The sequence below is a fragment of the Komagataeibacter swingsii genome (assembly GCF_003207895.1).
GTDB classification, from domain to species: domain Bacteria; phylum Pseudomonadota; class Alphaproteobacteria; order Acetobacterales; family Acetobacteraceae; genus Komagataeibacter; species Komagataeibacter swingsii.
This window is the reverse complement of record NZ_NKUB01000042.1, coordinates 1-15,585: the sequence shown is the minus strand read 5'-3', so window position 1 is coordinate 15,585 and position 15,585 is coordinate 1. Positions and strand designations below refer to the sequence as shown.

The 15,585-nt window shown below is 63.1% G+C and carries 18 protein-coding genes and 1 pseudogene; 10 read left to right on the top strand and 9 right to left on the bottom strand.

Going from position 1 to position 15,585, the window contains the following annotated elements; genetic code table 11:
* Positions 1-89: 89 nt before the first annotated feature.
* The 9 genes and pseudogenes from CFR76_RS18545 to CFR76_RS16050 form a co-directional block, all read right to left on the bottom strand.
* Positions 90-518: pseudogene (locus CFR76_RS18545) on the bottom strand (porin); the annotation flags it as partial.
* A gap of 224 nt (positions 519-742) precedes the next feature.
* A complete protein-coding gene (gene ureG, locus CFR76_RS16085; protein ID WP_110557850.1) occupies positions 743-1,357 on the bottom strand; it encodes an urease accessory protein UreG in 615 nt (204 codons plus the stop codon).
* Complete coding sequence (locus CFR76_RS16080; protein WP_110557853.1) at positions 1,354-2,034, bottom strand: urease accessory protein UreF; 681 nt, start codon at positions 2,032-2,034, stop codon at positions 1,354-1,356. The genes ureG and CFR76_RS16080 overlap by 4 nt, the downstream gene beginning before the upstream one ends.
* A complete protein-coding gene (gene ureE, locus CFR76_RS16075; RefSeq protein ID WP_110557849.1) occupies positions 2,027-2,521 on the bottom strand; it encodes an urease accessory protein UreE in 495 nt (164 codons plus the stop codon). The genes CFR76_RS16080 and ureE overlap by 8 nt, the downstream gene beginning before the upstream one ends.
* Positions 2,521-4,227 carry an urease subunit alpha gene (gene ureC / locus CFR76_RS16070; RefSeq protein WP_110557848.1) on the bottom strand — a complete coding sequence of 569 codons (1,707 nt, stop codon included), beginning with the start codon at positions 4,225-4,227 and terminating at the stop codon, positions 2,521-2,523. The genes ureE and ureC overlap by 1 nt, the downstream gene beginning before the upstream one ends.
* Positions 4,224-4,568, bottom strand: coding sequence for an urease subunit beta (locus CFR76_RS16065; protein ID WP_110557847.1), 345 nt, complete (start codon positions 4,566-4,568; stop codon positions 4,224-4,226). The genes ureC and CFR76_RS16065 overlap by 4 nt, the downstream gene beginning before the upstream one ends.
* Positions 4,552-4,854, bottom strand: coding sequence for an urease subunit gamma (locus CFR76_RS16060; protein WP_110557846.1), 303 nt, complete (start codon positions 4,852-4,854; stop codon positions 4,552-4,554). Before CFR76_RS16060 ends, CFR76_RS16065 begins: the two co-directional genes overlap by 17 nt.
* A gap of 37 nt (positions 4,855-4,891) precedes the next feature.
* The gene (locus CFR76_RS16055) at positions 4,892-5,716 is read right to left on the bottom strand and encodes an urease accessory protein UreD (protein ID WP_244191986.1); all 825 of its coding nucleotides are present in this window, start codon (positions 5,714-5,716) and stop codon (positions 4,892-4,894) included.
* Positions 5,717-5,836: 120 nt separating this feature from the next.
* Complete coding sequence (locus CFR76_RS16050) at positions 5,837-6,721, bottom strand: LysR family transcriptional regulator (protein WP_110557845.1); 885 nt, start codon at positions 6,719-6,721, stop codon at positions 5,837-5,839.
* 120 nt (positions 6,722-6,841) lie between these two features.
* Here CFR76_RS16050 and CFR76_RS16045 point away from each other — a divergent pair, with 120 nt between their 5' ends.
* The 10 genes from CFR76_RS16045 to CFR76_RS16000 all read left to right on the top strand — a co-directional run.
* Positions 6,842-7,693 carry a transporter substrate-binding domain-containing protein gene (locus tag CFR76_RS16045; protein WP_110557844.1) on the top strand — a complete coding sequence of 284 codons (852 nt, stop codon included), beginning with the start codon at positions 6,842-6,844 and terminating at the stop codon, positions 7,691-7,693.
* 32 nt (positions 7,694-7,725) lie between these two features.
* Positions 7,726-8,031 (top strand): (2Fe-2S)-binding protein, encoded by a 306-nt coding sequence (locus CFR76_RS16040; RefSeq protein WP_110557843.1) that lies wholly within the window; start codon positions 7,726-7,728, stop codon positions 8,029-8,031.
* Entirely contained in the window at positions 8,028-9,560 is a 1,533-nt protein-coding gene (locus CFR76_RS16035; protein ID WP_110557851.1) for an FAD/NAD(P)-dependent oxidoreductase, read from the top strand. Before CFR76_RS16040 ends, CFR76_RS16035 begins: the two co-directional genes overlap by 4 nt.
* Positions 9,544-10,689, top strand: coding sequence for an NAD(P)/FAD-dependent oxidoreductase (locus CFR76_RS16030; RefSeq protein WP_110557842.1), 1,146 nt, complete (start codon positions 9,544-9,546; stop codon positions 10,687-10,689). Before CFR76_RS16035 ends, CFR76_RS16030 begins: the two co-directional genes overlap by 17 nt.
* On the top strand, positions 10,686-11,399 hold the full coding sequence (locus tag CFR76_RS16025; protein WP_110557841.1) for an ABC transporter permease: 714 nt from the start codon (positions 10,686-10,688) through the stop codon (positions 11,397-11,399). Before CFR76_RS16030 ends, CFR76_RS16025 begins: the two co-directional genes overlap by 4 nt.
* Before the next feature lies 1 nt (position 11,400).
* Positions 11,401-12,084 (top strand): ABC transporter permease, encoded by a 684-nt coding sequence (locus CFR76_RS16020; protein ID WP_110557840.1) that lies wholly within the window; start codon positions 11,401-11,403, stop codon positions 12,082-12,084.
* A gap of 30 nt (positions 12,085-12,114) precedes the next feature.
* Complete coding sequence (locus CFR76_RS16015) at positions 12,115-12,924, top strand: ABC transporter ATP-binding protein (protein WP_110557839.1); 810 nt, start codon at positions 12,115-12,117, stop codon at positions 12,922-12,924.
* A gap of 83 nt (positions 12,925-13,007) precedes the next feature.
* Complete coding sequence (rocF, locus tag CFR76_RS16010) at positions 13,008-13,931, top strand: arginase (protein WP_110557838.1); 924 nt, start codon at positions 13,008-13,010, stop codon at positions 13,929-13,931.
* Between the two features lies 1 nt (position 13,932).
* On the top strand, positions 13,933-15,003 hold the full coding sequence (locus CFR76_RS16005) for an ornithine cyclodeaminase (RefSeq protein WP_110557837.1): 1,071 nt from the start codon (positions 13,933-13,935) through the stop codon (positions 15,001-15,003).
* 392 nt (positions 15,004-15,395) lie between these two features.
* Positions 15,396-15,585: hypothetical protein (locus tag CFR76_RS16000; RefSeq protein WP_146222711.1), on the top strand; the 190-nt coding region annotated here is incomplete at its 3' end.

Below are 15,585 nucleotides of genomic sequence, written 5' to 3'. Positions count from 1 at the left end.
CTGGGCATGAAGTCTGGCCTCCTCCGCCAGTCTTCATCTTGAATCACATCACATGCCCTTTGGAAATCCTGCGATTCAAGCTATTCGCAGCGTGCTCTAGGTGTCAACATACGGCCGCCCCAGATATTGAACGCCTTCCACCGCTCGACCTGCAGGATGCCGTCCAGCACGTTCCAGTTCCCGTCACGCAGGCGTTCAGGATTGAGCGTGGATTTGACATATTTGTGGAACTGCGCGCCCATGTATATACGCAGGTCGCTTGCACTGGCGGCGTCGCCATTTCCGGGCATGGTGGTGTCGTGGCTGAGATACTGCGCCCTGCCCCCCGGACCAAGGGTAAAGAACTGGTCCTTGCCAAAATTGACGGTTGTCCCCGCGCGGGCCGGCTGCGGCATGGCGGCCCCGATAACGACGCAGGCCGACAGGATGCCGCCGCAACGGAGCAGTTTTTTCTTCTGGCTCATCATGAAGCGGGGGACAAGCGCAATCATGAACATCCCCTTGTGGCTGGCGGTCACCGGCTAGCGACAAGGAAACATTACGAAATTGCATCGGCAGGGCAGATGCGTGAAATTACTTAGAGCGGTCCCTTCCCGGCCTTTTCCCATTCCGGCACGGCATGAGCCATGGACGTGCATACCGAAACAGGAAATATGGATATATCCGATGACATCCCAGTTTCCCGCATGGTCACGACAGGTTCAGGACGTCAGGATAATAGATTTGTTACTTATCCGATACGTTACAGGCCGCCCTGTTCGATAATGAAGCGGGCAATCGCCTCCACCCCCTCGTCCGCGCGTATATTGGCGAACACGAATGGCCGCGCGCCACGCATGCGCCTGCTATCACGGTCCATGACACCAAGATCGGCCCCTACATAAGGTGCAAGATCGATCTTGTTGATGACCAGCAGGTCGCTGCGCGTAATGCCGGGGCCGCCCTTGCGCGGGATCTTGTCACCAGCCGAGACATCAATGACGTAAATGGTCAGGTCCGCCAGTTCCGGGCTGAAGGTGGCGGCAAGGTTGTCGCCCCCGCTTTCCACCAGCACCAGGTCCAGCCCCGCGAAACGGTCCGTCAGTTCGGCGATACCGGCGAGGTTGATGCTGGCGTCCTCACGGATGGCGGTATGCGGACAGCCGCCGGTTTCAATCCCCATGATCCGCTCGGGCGGCAGCGAACCCGCACGGGTCAGGAACTCGGCATCCTCGCGCGTGTAGATATCATTCGTGATGGCGGCAATATCATATTCATCACGAAAGCGGCGGCACAGTGCATCCATCAATGCCGTCTTGCCCGTGCCCACCGGGCCACCAATGCCTACGCGCAGCGGGCCATGTTCTGCCTTTGTCATGTCCTGAACAACCTTGTTTCCTGAGTTTCATGATGCATGGCCGCAAGGTCGGAACCAAAACAGGCCCCGCCCACGTCTTCCAATGCCTGCGCCTGCGCCTGCCGCGCGGCTTCCACCAGCACGGGTTCCAGCCGGGAAAGCGCGCGCAGCCCATCCGTCTGCCCCAGTGGCACCAGCCTGACGGCGGCGGATACAAGGGCGGCCACCGCCGCGTATCCCCCCGAAAGCACGGCCTGCCCGCAGGCAATGCCCCCACGGCGGAACACAAGCCCCTGCGCCACCGGCAGCGGCCAGCGCGTGCCCGCCAGCACGGCCCGGGGCGGCACGACATCCCATACGCCTGCCGCGCGCAGGAAGGCCTCGCCCTGCTGGACCGTCTCCTCATACCGTTCCCGCGACGACGCGCAGGCACAGGCGAAGCGCGCAATATCGCGCAGGCGTCCGTCATCCCTCCCGGCCGCCCATGCGGCATGCAGGATGATGAGGTCATTGCCGGCACTGCCATGCCGCAACAGGGCGCCGATCCATGCGCACAGCGTTTCCACGTCACGCACGGCACCGCTTTCGACCGCCCATTCCAGCCCGTGGCTGTAGGCATACCCCCCCGTGGGAAACGCAGGCGACACCCATGACAGCAGCCGCAGGAAATCCAGTCCGCCCGGCCGATGCTCAGTCATGCGAATGATGATGTCCGTCGCCATGGTCGTGCGAATGGGCATGTGCGCCCGCCCGTCCGGCATAGGCGCCGCTTTCGGGGTCGAATGGGGCGCGTACGGTACGGACATGACCACCAAGGCCATGGATCATGTCGGCGATCACATGGTCATGACGCACAAGGATACACCGTTCCCCAATGGCGGCGGGCAGATGCCGGTTGCCCAGATGCCATGCCAACCGCAGCAGGTGCAGCGCATCATGCGCCGTGACTTCCATCAGGTCTTCCGGCATGGCCTCGACCCGTACGATGCGCCCATCATCCAGCCGCAGGCCGTCGCCCTCATGCAGCAGGCGGGCGTGCCCCAGTTCGAGCAGTACTTTCGCACCCGAACGCAGCGGCAGCATCATGCGTCGGCGATGACGGCCTTCATAATCGGCGGCAAACACATCCGCCGCATCAGCGGCCGGCCAGCTTCCCGCTGGCAGGATTTCGGTAACACGGGTCATCAGAACAGGAAATACCTCTGGGCCATGGGCAGGATGTCGGCAGGCTCGCACGTCAGCAGCACGCCATCGGCACGCACCTCGTACGTTTCGGGATCCACCTCGATATGCGGCATGGCGTCGTTATGGATCATGCTGCGCTTGCCAATGCCGCCGCGCGTGCCGGACACGGCGGAAAGGCCCTTGCGCAGGCCAAGTTTCTGGCCGATGTCATCCTCCAGCGCCGCTTTTGATACGAATGTCAGGCTTGTATGCGCCAGCGCGCCACCATAGCCGCCAAACATCATGCGGCCATGCACCGGCTGCGGCGTGGGGATGGACGCATTCGGGTCGCCCATCATGGCATAGGCGATCGCACCACCCTTTATGACCAGATCGGGCTTGATGCCGAAGAAGGCGGGTTCCCACAGCACAAGATCGGCCAGCTTGCCCACCGCGATGGACCCGACCTCATGCGACAGGCCATGGGCTATGGCCGGGTTGATGGTGTATTTGGCGATGTAGCGCCTGACGCGGTTGTTGTCCGCCGCGCCATCACCGGGCAGCGGGCCGCGCTGCGCTTTCATTTTATGGGCCGTCTGCCATGTGCGCAGCGGCACTTCCCCCACACGGCCCATGGCCTGGCTGTCGGATGACATCATGGACAGCACGCCCATGTCGTGAAAGATGTCCTCCGCCGCGATGGTCTCGCGCCGGATGCGGCTTTCGGCAAAGGCGATGTCCTCGGGCACCTTCGGGTCGAGGTGATGGCAGACCATGAGCATATCCAGATGCTCGTCCAGCGTATTGCGCGTATAGGGCCGTGTCGGGTTGGTGGAAGAGGGCAGGACATTGGGCAGCCCCGCCACCCGGATGATGTCCGGCGCATGGCCACCGCCCGCCCCTTCGGTATGGAAGGCATGGATGGTGCGCCCCTGGAAGGCCGCGATCGTGTCCTCGACAAAGCCGCTTTCGTTCAGCGTATCGGTATGGATCATGACCTGCACGTCCATCCGGTCGGCCACACCAAGGCAGCAGTCGATGGCTGCGGGCGTCGAACCCCAGTCCTCATGCAGTTTCAGGCAGCTTGCCCCCGCGCGCACCATTTCCTCCAGCCCTTCGGGGCGGGAGGCATTGCCCTTGCCCGCGAATGCGAGGTTGACCGGAAAGGCGTCGGCCGCCTGCAGCATGCGGGCCAGATGCCACGGCCCCGGCGTGCAGGTGGTGGCGGCCGTGCCCGTGGCGGGACCCGTGCCCCCGCCCAGCATGGTGGTGATGCCGGATGCCAGCGCCTCCTCGATCTGCTGGGGGCAGATGAAGTGAATATGGCTGTCGATGCCGCCTGCAGTCAGGATTTTGCCTTCGCCCGCAATAATTTCCGTGCCCGGCCCGATGATGATATCCACGCCGGGCTGGATATCGGGGTTGCCTGCCTTGCCAATGGCTGCGATCCGCCCGTCACGCAGCCCCACATCGGCCTTGACGATACCCCAGTGGTCAATGATCAGCGCATTGGTGATGACGGTATCCGCAGCCCCCTGCGCCCGTGTGGCCTGGGATTGCCCCATGCCGTCACGGATGGTCTTGCCACCGCCAAAACGCACTTCCTCGCCGTATATGGTGAAATCCTTTTCCACCTCCACCAGCAGGTTCGTATCGGCCAGCCGCACGCGGTCGCCGGTAGTGGGACCGAACTGGCCTGCGTAATCATGCCGTGCAAGACGGGTCATTTATCCACGCTCCCCATCACGTCCCCCCTGAAGCCGATCACACGCCGCGCCCCGCGCAGGGGCACCAGTGCCACGTCACGTTCCTGCCCCGGCTCAAAACGCACCGCGCCGCCGGATGGCACATCCAGCCGCCAGCCCACCGCCTGCGCCCGGTCAAGATGCAGGGCCGGATTGACCTCGGCAAAATGATAATGGCTGCCAACCTGCACGGGACGGTCGCCGGTATTGGTCACGCGCAGCACGCGGCGGGGCTGCCCTGCATTCAGGGTGATATCGCCATCAGCAGGCAGGATTTCGCCCGGCACGGCACCTTCGGGCAGGGGATCAGCGTATCGGGTCATGGACTGTCACCAGTTTCGTGCCATCGGGAAAGGTCGCCTCGACCTGTACGTCATGGATCATCTCAGCCACGCCGGGCATGACCTGCGCGCGCGTGAGCACATGGCCGCCACTGGCCATGAGATCCGCCACACTCAGCCCGTCGCGCGCGCCTTCCACGACATGGTCGGTAATCAGGGCTACGGCCTCGGGATAGTTCAGGCGCACGCCGCGCTCCAGCCTGCGCCGGGCCACCATGGCCGCCATGGAGACAAGCAGCTTGTCCTTTTCTCGGGGTGTCAGCTTCATGTATCGATCCGCTCCCTTGCGCGCGTGTCGCGCCTCATCATGACCGCCATGTGGATGGCAGGGGCCGCGCGCCCCGCAGCACCGGCAGGATGTGGCGCAGGGCGACTTCCAGCGCCCAGCCCCCGGGGGCCAGCCCCCTTGCCACCAGCATGCCATTCCATGCCGAGGCGGCAAACCCCGCACATTCAGGCGCCGCCAGCCGCGCGTTCAGCGCGGGCAGCAGGCCCATGGCATGCGGGCTGACCAGCACCAGTGTCGCCACGGCCCCCTGCCCCCCCGCGATTGCGGGTTGCGCCATCAGGGCCGCGACATCCGTGCTTTCCAGCCGCAGCATGTCTTCCAGCAGCAATCCGCCATCGCGCCGGATGGTCAGGCGATCCCGCACGCCCAGCCGCGACAGGCGTTCCCCCGAACCCCTGCGGCCGAATATCCGGCTTTCCAGAAACAGGAAGGACGAAGAACCCGCCATGTCCACCCTCATGTGGCGACGCATATGGCTGCCATCAAAAAAGATCGTGCCATGCGGCAGCCATTCAAGCCGGGCATTGGCGGCCACCTGGCATGTCAGCGCGATTTCGGCCGGTTCATCACCGGCGCGGGCGCGATAGATCCGCTCGGCCGCCTGCGAGGTGACCAGCAGGTCCGTCCCCTCGCCACAGGCAAGATGGCCCTCGATACGGTCGCCCGCGGCAATGCCGCCGGATATGTTGACGGTGGCGGCCTCCATCCCCGGCCCCGCCACGCGCGGGAAAAGCAGGCGGCAGCACCCCGCCTGCACAAGATCAGCCATGCGCGTGCGCTCGCCACACACCCTGACTTCCAGACCGAACCGTCCCCTTGCACGCTGAAGAGGCGTAATCACAAGCTCCACTTCCATCCGGACATAAGCAACGGACTGTACACATTATGCCTGCCAGGTCCATTGCGTAAAATTGCGTAGGGCGATCGGGAACGCACAGAACCGTTCAGGCCGCCACGCACGTCACGCGGGGTCGTGTTCCATATCCCGCAGGTACTCGCAGAACCTGTCTATGATCGGTCGGGCACCATGCCCCGTAGACTGTTCCATGTAATAATTGCCCAGCCCCGGGATGGCGGGAATGGCCTTGCAGACACCAAGCCCGAGCGCCTGGACCAGATTTCGCGACGCAGGCCACGGCACAAGCGCCAGGGCATGACTTTCCTTGACCATTATCAGGGCAAGCGGCGTGGTATCAACGGATTCCACAATCAGCCCCGGCTCATCAATCATGCCGGGGTACCGCGTCAGCAGCGTATTCCAGCCAACCGCATGCGAACGCACGTCCAGCAGCCTGTAATCCGTTATTTCACTGGCATTCCCTATCGTCTCGACATCCGGCAGGTTACCGACGACGACATGCGTTATGCCCATCAGCCAGCCGGGATGCGAAAGGGTGGACATGCCATGGTCGAAGCGGATCGCCAGGTCCGGCTCGGTGTGCCGCTGCATGTCCTCTATGATCAGGTCGATGCGCACCGAGGGATGCCTGCGTTCAAATGCCCCCAGGCGCCGTGGCAGCCAGCTCATCGCCATAAGCTGGCTTGCGACAAGCGATATCCGTTCTACGTCCTTCCTGGGGAAAAGGGAGGCGGTCTTCGCTTCAATGGCCCTTAATGATACCTGCACGGTTGGCAGGAACTCGTTCCCCTCCAGCGTCAGCCGGACCCTGTTGGCGCTTCTGACGAAAAGCGGCTTCCTGAGATAGGTCTCAAGGGCAAGGATCTGCTGGCTGACCGCGGCTGCCGACATGTTCAGCTCACGCCCTGCGGAGGCAAAGCTCTGGTGCCGGGCCGCCGCATCGAAAACGCGCAGCCAGTTCAGGGACGGAATGCGGTACGGTTGCATGCATAAACCGTAAGCTGAGCTTATGCTTTCTGCCAAGAAAAAATATATTCCGATGCCGCATTTAAAAATCTAAAGCAGTTACATAGACTTTTGTGACACGCACCCAACGGGAAACCATGAATGCCCCTTCGCGCGACCTGTCTGGCGATCGCATGCATGCTGCTGGCATTTCCCGCCTCCGGCCGGGCCGCGGGGCAGCCCCGCAGGATCACGATCGCCACGGAAGGCACCTATCCGCCGTGGGATTTTGCAAAACCGGATGGTTCATACGCCGGATACGAAATGGATCTTGTAAAAATCCTCTGCCAGCGCATGAACGCGACATGCCGGGTTGTGACACAGGACTGGAATGGCCTTATCCCCGGGCTGCGCGTGGGGCAGTACGACGCCATCATCGCATCCATGGGCATTACGGAAGAGCGCAGCCGGGTCGTTGCCTTTTCCATCCCCTATACCCGCGCACCGAACGGTTTCCTGACAACGGGCGCAAGCCCGCTGGCGCACCTGCCCCATGACGGGACATCGTTTGACCTGACACGGGACCCACAACCGGCGCACGCGGCGCTGGATGCCCTGAAAACCGACCTTGCGGGCAAGGTGATCGGCGTCCAGACGGGTTCAACCGCCGCCGTATTCGCCGAAGCCTATCTCAGGGGCCTCACTGTCATGGAATATCCCTCGTTCGAGCAGCTCGGGATGGAACTGGCCGCCGGGCGCATCGACATCGCGATCGCCAACGTCACGACCTTCAGAACCCTCATGGAGGAAGCCCCGAAGGGATCGCTGGTCATGACCGGCCCGACATTTTCGGGCGGCGTACTGGGGTCGGATACGACCAACATGGCATTCCGCCCGGATGATGACGACCTGCGCAACGCCTTCAATGCGGCCCTTGCTTCCGTCAATCACGATGGCACGAACCGGGCTTTGTCGGAAAAGTGGTTCGGCACGGATATCTCGATTCATGACTGAACATGCCTTCTCACCACGATCGCAGGGTTAAGATGTTTTCTTCTCTCTCCCCCATTACGCAGGGTGTCACGCTTTACCTGAATGGCCACCCCGTCACCGCCAGCAGGGGGGAAAGCGTCGCCGCCTGCCTGCTGCGCGCGGGATTGCCATATAACCGGCTTACGCCGGTATCCGGCGCGCCCCGCCTGCCCTACTGCATGATTGGCAACTGCTTTGACTGCCTGGTGGAAATTGACGGCATTGGTAACCAGCAGGCCTGCCTGACGGTTGTGCGTGAGGGCATGCGGGTCCGATGCCAGAACGGCGCGGCCGCCGCGCTGGGGAAATCCGCACCATGACACAGGCAACCGCCCCCCGCCCCGTCCCGCAGGTTCCCATGGATGCGGATGCCATCATTGTCGGCTGCGGGCCATCAGGCATGGCCGCCGCGATCGAACTGGCGCAAGCGGGCTGCTCGGTCATCGTCATGGACATGCAGCCGGCGCCGGGGGGGCAGATATTCCGCAATCTCGAAGCCAATATCGCGGCGGATCGTTCCGGCGGGGGTGAACTGCTTGCCGCCCTCGGGCCATCCTATCGTGCCGGGGCGGACCTTATCCGGCGTTTCCGGGCCTGTACGCGCATCGATTACCGCAGCCAGACGACAGTATGGGAAGTCCGGACGGACGGAACGGTGGGCTGGCTGCGGGGAATGGAAGCAGGCTACCTCCGCGCATCCCGCGTCCTGCTGGCCCATGGCGCGATGGAACGGCCTACACCTTTTCCGGGCTGGACGCTGCCGGGCGTCATGACCGCGGGGGCGGTCCAGACACTGCTGAAGGCAGGCGGTCTCAAGCCAACAGGCAATGTCGTGCTGGCGGGAACGGGGCCGCTGCTGCTGCTGCTGGCCCGGCAGTTGCACAGGCTGGGTGTAAAACCCCCACTGATCGGGCGGACCGACCACTTTGCCGATGGCGTGCGGGCCGTGCGCCATCTGCGACGGGATGGGCTGGCCCCGGTGATAAAGGGACTGGGGTGGCTTGCGCACCTGAAGCTGGCGGGCGTGCGATCCGTCACGGGCCTGTCCGGCCTTGTCGCGGAAGGCCACGAAAAGGTTGAGGCGGTGAGCTTCACGGTCAGGGGCCGGAAAATGCGCGTGCCCTGCGACCTGCTGGTGGTGCATGACGGCATCGTCCCCGCAGTCGATATTCCCAACGGCGCCGGGCTGGCCCTACAGTGGGATCAGGCCAATGCAAGCTGGCGGCCGCGCACGACGCCGAACGGGCAGGCCGCCTCCACCCTGCCGCCCGGACTGCGGCCGGAACACTGCGCCATCCGCATTACGGGCGACGCCCGAAGGATCGGCGGGGCCGAAGCCGCCATCGCGCATGGTCGGCTGGCCGCGCAGGCCATGCTTGCCGATCTTGGCAGGGGAGGCAGCGTTTCCACAAAGGCGCGGGAAGCGGTTGGCAGGACCCTGTCCGCGCGTCCCTTTCTGGACGCGGCATTCCCACCGGGCCTTTCGGCGACCCTGCCGGGAGACGATACGATTGTCTGCCGCTGCGAGGAACTGACCGCGGGCGCCCTGCGTGAAAAGATCCGTGCCGGCTTCACCAACATGGACGCCCTGCGTGGGGAAACACGCTGCGGGATGGGACCATGCCAGGGCCGCAACTGCATGGTTACCGCGGCACGCCTGATCGCCGAATGTCAGGGTGCCGATAGCCCCGCGCTGCCCGTATTCAGGGGGCGGCCGCCCATACGCCCCCTGCCGCTTGGCGCGCTTGCCAGCCTGACGGGCCTTGATCCACGCGAGACCGAACTGCTGACACTGGAAGACAAGCCCGAAAATGACAGGGAGGATACGACCCATGTCCCGGCACACTGAAACCGCCCTTATCATCGGTGCGGGGCTTCAGGGCTGTTCAATCGCGCTGTTTCTGGCTCGGGCAGGCTGGAAGGTCACGCTGCTGGACAAGAACGTGGCGGGGCGGCATGCCTCCAGCGTCAATGCCGGCGGGTTGAGGACGCTGCTGCGGGACTGGCGGGAATACCCCCTTTCGCAACGCGCCCTGTGGCACTGGGGCCATCTTGACCGGCTGGTGGGGGACGCGGCGGCCAGATCGTGTGAAATCCGCCTTGGCGTCAGCCAGATCGCGGTTGCACTGGACCAGGCTGAAATGTCGTGGGCGATCCAGCGCGCGGAAGACATGCACAGACGCGGACTGGGGAAGGAGGAACTCCTGTCGCGCGATGCGGTGCGCGGCATGCTGCCCGGCATTACGGACACCGTGCTTGGCGGCCTCATCTCACGCGGGGACGGCCACGCCAACCCGGCCGCCGCCACCCGCGCATTCAGGGAAGCCGCCGTGGCGGCGGGCGCCCGGGTCGTGCAGAACTGCCGCGCGGTGGGACTGGAACGTGTCCCCGGCGGGGGATGGCGGGTACAAACGCCTTCGGGCCATCACGAGGGCGGCGTCCTCATCAACTGCGCGGGCGCATGGGGCGCACAGGTGGCGGCCATGGCCGGACAGACCCTGCCGCTGAAGACCGTGGCGCCGTCCATGATGGTGACGGCGCGGACCCAGCCATTCCTTGGCCCTGTCGTGATCGGCATCGACAGGCCGCTGTCCTTCAAGCAGAGCGCTGTCGGGTCGCTGGTTATCGGCGGCGGCATCCTGGGCAAGCCCTGTCCCGACCAGGACATGTCATTCACGGTCATGGACCGCATGACGCAGAGTGCGGCTGCCACCCTTGAGGCCTTTCCCGCGCTGGCGCACGTGCCTGTGCTGCGGACATGGACCGGGCTGGAAGGGGCCACCCCCGATGGCGTTCCCATTATCGGCCCCGGCACGGACACGCCCGACCTGTGGCATGTGTTCGGTTTCTGCGGGCATGGCTTTGAACTGGCCCCGGCGGTGGGGGAAACCGTCGCCTGGTCCCTTACCAGCGGCGCCATCGACGCCATGATCGCCCCCTTTGGCTGCGGGCGCTTTGCCAGTGGAGCGGGCGGATGAAGGCATCTTCCCTCGCCCTTGTCGGTTTCGGGGTTGATGGCTGGGGCAGGCTGCTGCTTATGGCGGCTGGCCTGACCCTGGCCGCCGCCCTGTGCAGCTTTGCGATCGGTGCCATGCTGGGGACGGCCGGGGCCGTGCTGAAGCTTTCATCCGTTGCCACACTGCGCTGGATCGGCACCTTTTACACGACCGTATTCCGGGGCATACCTGAAATACTGGTTGTCTACCTTTTCTATTTTGGCGGCTCGCTTGCGCTGACGCATCTCATGCATCTGGCGGGTTTTCCCGGGTTCTTTTCCCTGCCGTCATTTGTCATCGGGGTGCTGGCGATCGGGCTGGTCTCGGGTGCGTATCAGACCGAAACCTACCGCAGCGCGTACCTGCGCCTCGAGCGCGGACAGGTCGAGGCGGGGCTTGCCTGCGGCATGGGCCGGGTGGTGCTGCTATGGCGCATCATCGCGCCACAGACATTGCGTTTCGCCCTGCCGGCGCTGGGCAACATATGGCAGTCCGTCCTGAAGGAAACCGCCCTGCTGTCCATTATCGGCCTTGTGGAACTGCTACGCCAGTCAACCATCGCCGCGGGCGCGACCCGGCAGCCGCTTCTTTTCTATGGTACTGCCGCATGCGTTTATCTGGTCATGGGCCAGGTTACGGGCATCGGGATCAGGTCTGTCGAACGACATCTGTCCCGGTACCGGGGACGATAGGATGGACTGGCCCTTCCTGACCCGGACCGCGGGGGAACTGCTGTGCGGCGTGCCCCTTACGCTGCGGCTGGCTGGCACCGCGCTGTGCATCGGCTTCCTGCTGGCCGCCAGCATCGCCGCACTGGCCCAAAGCCGCCATGCCCCGCTGCGCTGGTCAGCCCGGATATATGTCGGGCTGTTTCAGGGAACCCCGTTACTGGTCCAGATCTTCATCATATATTACGGTTTCGGCCAGGTGGAATTCCTGCGCGCCTCCATCCTGTGGCCCTTTCTGGCGCAGGCTTACTGGTGCGCCATCCTTGCCCTGTCGCTCAATACCTCCGCCTATGGCGCGGAAATCATCCGTGGCGCCATCGCAGCCGTGCCCCGCAACGAAGTCGAAGCCGCACGGGCAATGGGCATGTCCGGTTTCCTGCTGCAACGCCGGATCATCTGGCCGCAGGCATTGCGTCATGGCCTGGCGAATTACGGCAATGAGGCCAACCTGCTGCTGAAGGCGACGTCGCTGGCCAGCGTCATCACGCTGATGGATGTAACCGGCATCGCCTACAGGCTGGTTGCGAAAACCTATCGGTCCGAGGAGATCTTTACCATCGCCGGCATGATCTATCTCTGCCTTGCCTTCGTTATCGCCGTCTGTGTCCACATGCTGGAACGCTACCTGCGCCCCGGTGGCCGGGTCTGACCCACGTACATGATTTCATCCGGAGTTTCCATGCAACCGGCCCAGTCCCCCCCCATGCCATCCGGCCCCGCCCCGTCCGTCATCACGGCGCAGAAGCTGACCAAGCGCTATGGCGCGCTGGAAGTGCTGCGGGGTGTCGATCTTGAAGCCCATGAGGGCGAGGTCATTTCCATACTGGGGGCATCGGGGTCCGGAAAATCAACCTTCCTGAGATGCCTCAACCTGCTGGAGGTTCCCACCAGCGGCGACCTGACCGTGCTGGGTGAAAGGGTCCGGTTCCGCCCCAAGGGTGACGGACTGCGCATTGCCGACCATGGGCAGGTCAACCGGCTGCGATCGCAGGTCGGCATGGTTTTCCAGAACTTCTGCCTGTGGAGCCACAGAACGGTTTTGCAGAATGTGATGGAAGCACCGATCCACGTTCAGGGCCGTAACCGACACGAAGTCCGGGACGAGGCGGAAGCCGCCCTGGCCCGCGTGGGGATGGCGGACCGGGCCGGTTACTACCCGTCCCAGCTTTCGGGCGGACAGCAGCAGCGCGTCGCCATTGCGCGGGCCATCGTCATGCAGCCGCGCGTGCTGCTGTTTGACGAGCCGACATCCGCGCTGGACCCCGAACTGGTGGGGGAAGTGCTGAAAGTGATGCACGACCTGGCCGCCGAAGGCCGGACGATGCTGATCGTGACACACGAAATGGCCTTTGCACGGGACGTTTCAAGCCGGATCGTTTTCCTGGAACAGGGAAGGGTCCGTGCGCAGGGAACGCCACAGGCCCTGTTCAGGGGCGGGATGGACGAACGCTTTGACCAGTTCGTCAGCCATTTCATGCGGCAGGGCTGATGCCCTGAAGGGACAGGCATGGGCAGCCGCCCCGGCTTGCATCCTGTCGCCTGCAAACCATGAACCCAATAAAAGGAATTGATATGAAAACATGCCAGATCCTGGGCATTCCGACACAGAGTGGTACATCCGAGCGGGGATGCATCATGGGGCCTACGGCCTTCCGCATCGCGGGCCTGCCTGAAATCCTGCGGAATCTGGGATGGCAGGTCACCGATGTGGGGGACGCGGTGCCCGCGCAGGCGGCGGCCATAAGCCACCCCAACCCCGCCGTACGCAATCTGGACGCCATCATCGCCTGGACCGAAAGCGTGACGCGCAAGGCATATGAAATGGCCGGTTCGTGCGACCTGCCGATCTTCCTTGGGGGGGACCATTCGATGTCCGCCGGGACGATATGCGGCATGGCGCGCAGGGCGCAGGAACTGGGCCAGCCGCAATTCGTGCTGTGGCTGGATGCCCATACCGACCTCCATACCCTGCATACAACCACCAGCGGCAACCTGCATGGCACGCCTGTCGCCTATTTTACGGGGCAGCCCGGTTTCGAGGGGTTCCCGCGCCCTGCCGCATTCGTTGATCCGCGCAATGTCTGCATGATGGGCATCCGTTCGGTCGACCAGGCGGAAAAACGCCATGTCGCGGATATCGGCATTACCGTCTTTGACATGCGCGCCATTGACGAACACGGCATCGTAGCGCCGCTGAACAGTTTCCTGCAGCGCGTCAGGCAGGCCAATGGCCGCCTGCATGTCAGCCTGGACGTGGATTTCCTCGACCCCGAAATCGCGCCGGCCGTCGGCACGACCGTGTGTGGCGGCGCGACATTCCGCGAGGCCCACCTGATCATGGAAATCCTGCATGACAGCGGCCTCGTCACCTCCCTGGATCTGGCGGAACTCAATCCCTTCCTCGACGTGCGCGCCAAGACGGCGCGGCTCATGACCGATCTCGCCGCAAGCCTGCTGGGGCGGCGCGTTCTCGAACACAAGACAAGGACCTTCTGACATGTCATTCACCGCTCCGGCTCCCTCGCATCTCGCCTACGTGCCATTTGTCTCGGTCGAGAACATGATGGCGCTCGTGCATGCCATTGGCATAGACGTGTTCCTGCGCGAACTGGCCGAATACCTTGAAGCCGACTTCAGGCGCTGGCCGGAATTCGACAAGACCCCGCGTATCGCCGCGCATTCCGCCGAAGGCGTCATTGAACTGATGCCGACCAGCGACAGCAGCCTTTATGGCTTCAAGTATGTAAATGGCCATCCAAAGAACATGAAGGAGGGCCTGCAGACCGTTACCGCTTTCGGCATGCTGGCGGATGTCAGTTCGGGATATCCCACGCTCCTCTCGGAAATGACAATCCTGACAGCGCTGCGCACCGCAGCGACATCGGCCATGGCGGCCCGGTATCTGGCGCCTGCGAATTCGCGCACGATGGCCATTATCGGCAATGGCGCCCAATCGGAATTCCAGGCCATCGCGTTCCGGGAGATGGTCGGGATCCATGCGCTGCGCCTGTATGACCTTGATCGCGCGGCATCGGAAAAATGCGCCCGCAACCTGGCGGGCATGGGCTTTGACATGACCATCTGCGACAGCACCGAAGCCGCCGTTGAAAACGCGGACATCATTACAACCGTCACCGCAGACAAGCAGTGCGCCACGATCCTGTCCGACAACATGGTTGGCGCGGGCATCCACATCAATGCCGTTGGCGGCGACTGCCCCGGCAAGACGGAACTCCATCGCGATATCCTGCTGCGGTCGTCCATATTCGCCGAGTACCCGCCACAGACTCGCATTGAAGGCGAGATCCAGCAGCTTTCCCCGGACCATCCGGTAACCGAATTGTGGGAAGTCATTGCTGGCAAGGCACAGGGCCGGACAGGAAAAGGCCAGATCACCCTTTTCGATTCAGTCGGCTTTGCGATCGAAGATTTTTCGGCGCTCCGTTATGTGCGTGACAGGCTTGAAGAAACCGGGCTGTACGAGAAGCTTGACATGGTGGCGGATCCTGATGACCCGCGTGACCTGTTCGGCATGCTTCAGCGTTCCAAAATGGCAGCCGCATCCTGACAGTCATCCCGGCCTGAACGCAAACGCATGAAAACAGGCAGCCTGTACCGTACGAAACCGCCACAGGCTGCCTGTCGCAGAAATCCGGTCGCGATACCCATCAACCGTAAGCTGAGCTTATGCTTTCAGCCAAGAGAAAACACATTCCGGTATCGAATTAAAAAGCCTAGGGTTCCTACGTTAATTGTGTAACGCACATCAACGCCGATCGAAAATTACGCATTATCGATCTATTGGCACAACCCCTCGCGCTTCCAGTTGTTACATTATTGGTTTTCCGACCAGTCCATCACATATGGACCAGAAATAACGATCTTGTTTCTTCTGGTCCCATAAACGTTTCTTGCGCACCAGGATGCCGGTTACACCGGGAATGAAACAGGAATATCGACATGAAACCATATTTTTTACGTCATTCCTTCCGTATTCTGGCCGCGGTCCCGGCATCTGTCAGCCTGCCGGCCCTGTCCTGCCTGCTGCTGGCATCGACATCACCGCTGGCGGTTGCCGCAACGGCGCCTGCCAGCGCCCAATCGGTTGATACGAAACATGTTGCCGCACACCGTTCCGCCGCCACGCCAC

What these genes read in the sequence shown, in the direction of transcription:
- ureG (WP_110557850.1), bottom strand. Translation starts at nt 1,357, where the DNA reads ATGACAAAGGCAGAACATGGCCCGCTGCGCGTAGGCATTGGTGGCCCG.
- ureE (WP_110557849.1), bottom strand. Translation starts at nt 2,521, where the DNA reads ATGACCCGTGTTACCGAAATCCTGCCAGCGGGAAGCTGGCCGGCCGCT.
- CFR76_RS16025 (WP_110557841.1), top strand. Translation starts at nt 10,686, where the DNA reads ATGAAGGCATCTTCCCTCGCCCTTGTCGGTTTCGGGGTTGATGGCTGG.
- CFR76_RS16065 (WP_110557847.1), bottom strand. Translation starts at nt 4,568, where the DNA reads ATGACCCGATACGCTGATCCCCTGCCCGAAGGTGCCGTGCCGGGCGAA.
- CFR76_RS16045 (WP_110557844.1), top strand. Translation starts at nt 6,842, where the DNA reads ATGCCCCTTCGCGCGACCTGTCTGGCGATCGCATGCATGCTGCTGGCA.
- CFR76_RS16040 (WP_110557843.1), top strand. Translation starts at nt 7,726, where the DNA reads ATGTTTTCTTCTCTCTCCCCCATTACGCAGGGTGTCACGCTTTACCTG.
- CFR76_RS16015 (WP_110557839.1), top strand. Translation starts at nt 12,115, where the DNA reads ATGCAACCGGCCCAGTCCCCCCCCATGCCATCCGGCCCCGCCCCGTCC.
- CFR76_RS16030 (WP_110557842.1), top strand. Translation starts at nt 9,544, where the DNA reads ATGTCCCGGCACACTGAAACCGCCCTTATCATCGGTGCGGGGCTTCAG.
- CFR76_RS16020 (WP_110557840.1), top strand. Translation starts at nt 11,401, where the DNA reads ATGGACTGGCCCTTCCTGACCCGGACCGCGGGGGAACTGCTGTGCGGC.
- rocF (WP_110557838.1), top strand. Translation starts at nt 13,008, where the DNA reads ATGAAAACATGCCAGATCCTGGGCATTCCGACACAGAGTGGTACATCC.
- ureC (WP_110557848.1), bottom strand. Translation starts at nt 4,227, where the DNA reads ATGACCCGTCTTGCACGGCATGATTACGCAGGCCAGTTCGGTCCCACT.
- CFR76_RS16080 (WP_110557853.1), bottom strand. Translation starts at nt 2,034, where the DNA reads ATGACTGAGCATCGGCCGGGCGGACTGGATTTCCTGCGGCTGCTGTCA.
- CFR76_RS16050 (WP_110557845.1), bottom strand. Translation starts at nt 6,721, where the DNA reads ATGCAACCGTACCGCATTCCGTCCCTGAACTGGCTGCGCGTTTTCGAT.
- CFR76_RS16035 (WP_110557851.1), top strand. Translation starts at nt 8,028, where the DNA reads ATGACACAGGCAACCGCCCCCCGCCCCGTCCCGCAGGTTCCCATGGAT.
- CFR76_RS16060 (WP_110557846.1), bottom strand. Translation starts at nt 4,854, where the DNA reads ATGAAGCTGACACCCCGAGAAAAGGACAAGCTGCTTGTCTCCATGGCG.
- CFR76_RS16005 (WP_110557837.1), top strand. Translation starts at nt 13,933, where the DNA reads ATGTCATTCACCGCTCCGGCTCCCTCGCATCTCGCCTACGTGCCATTT.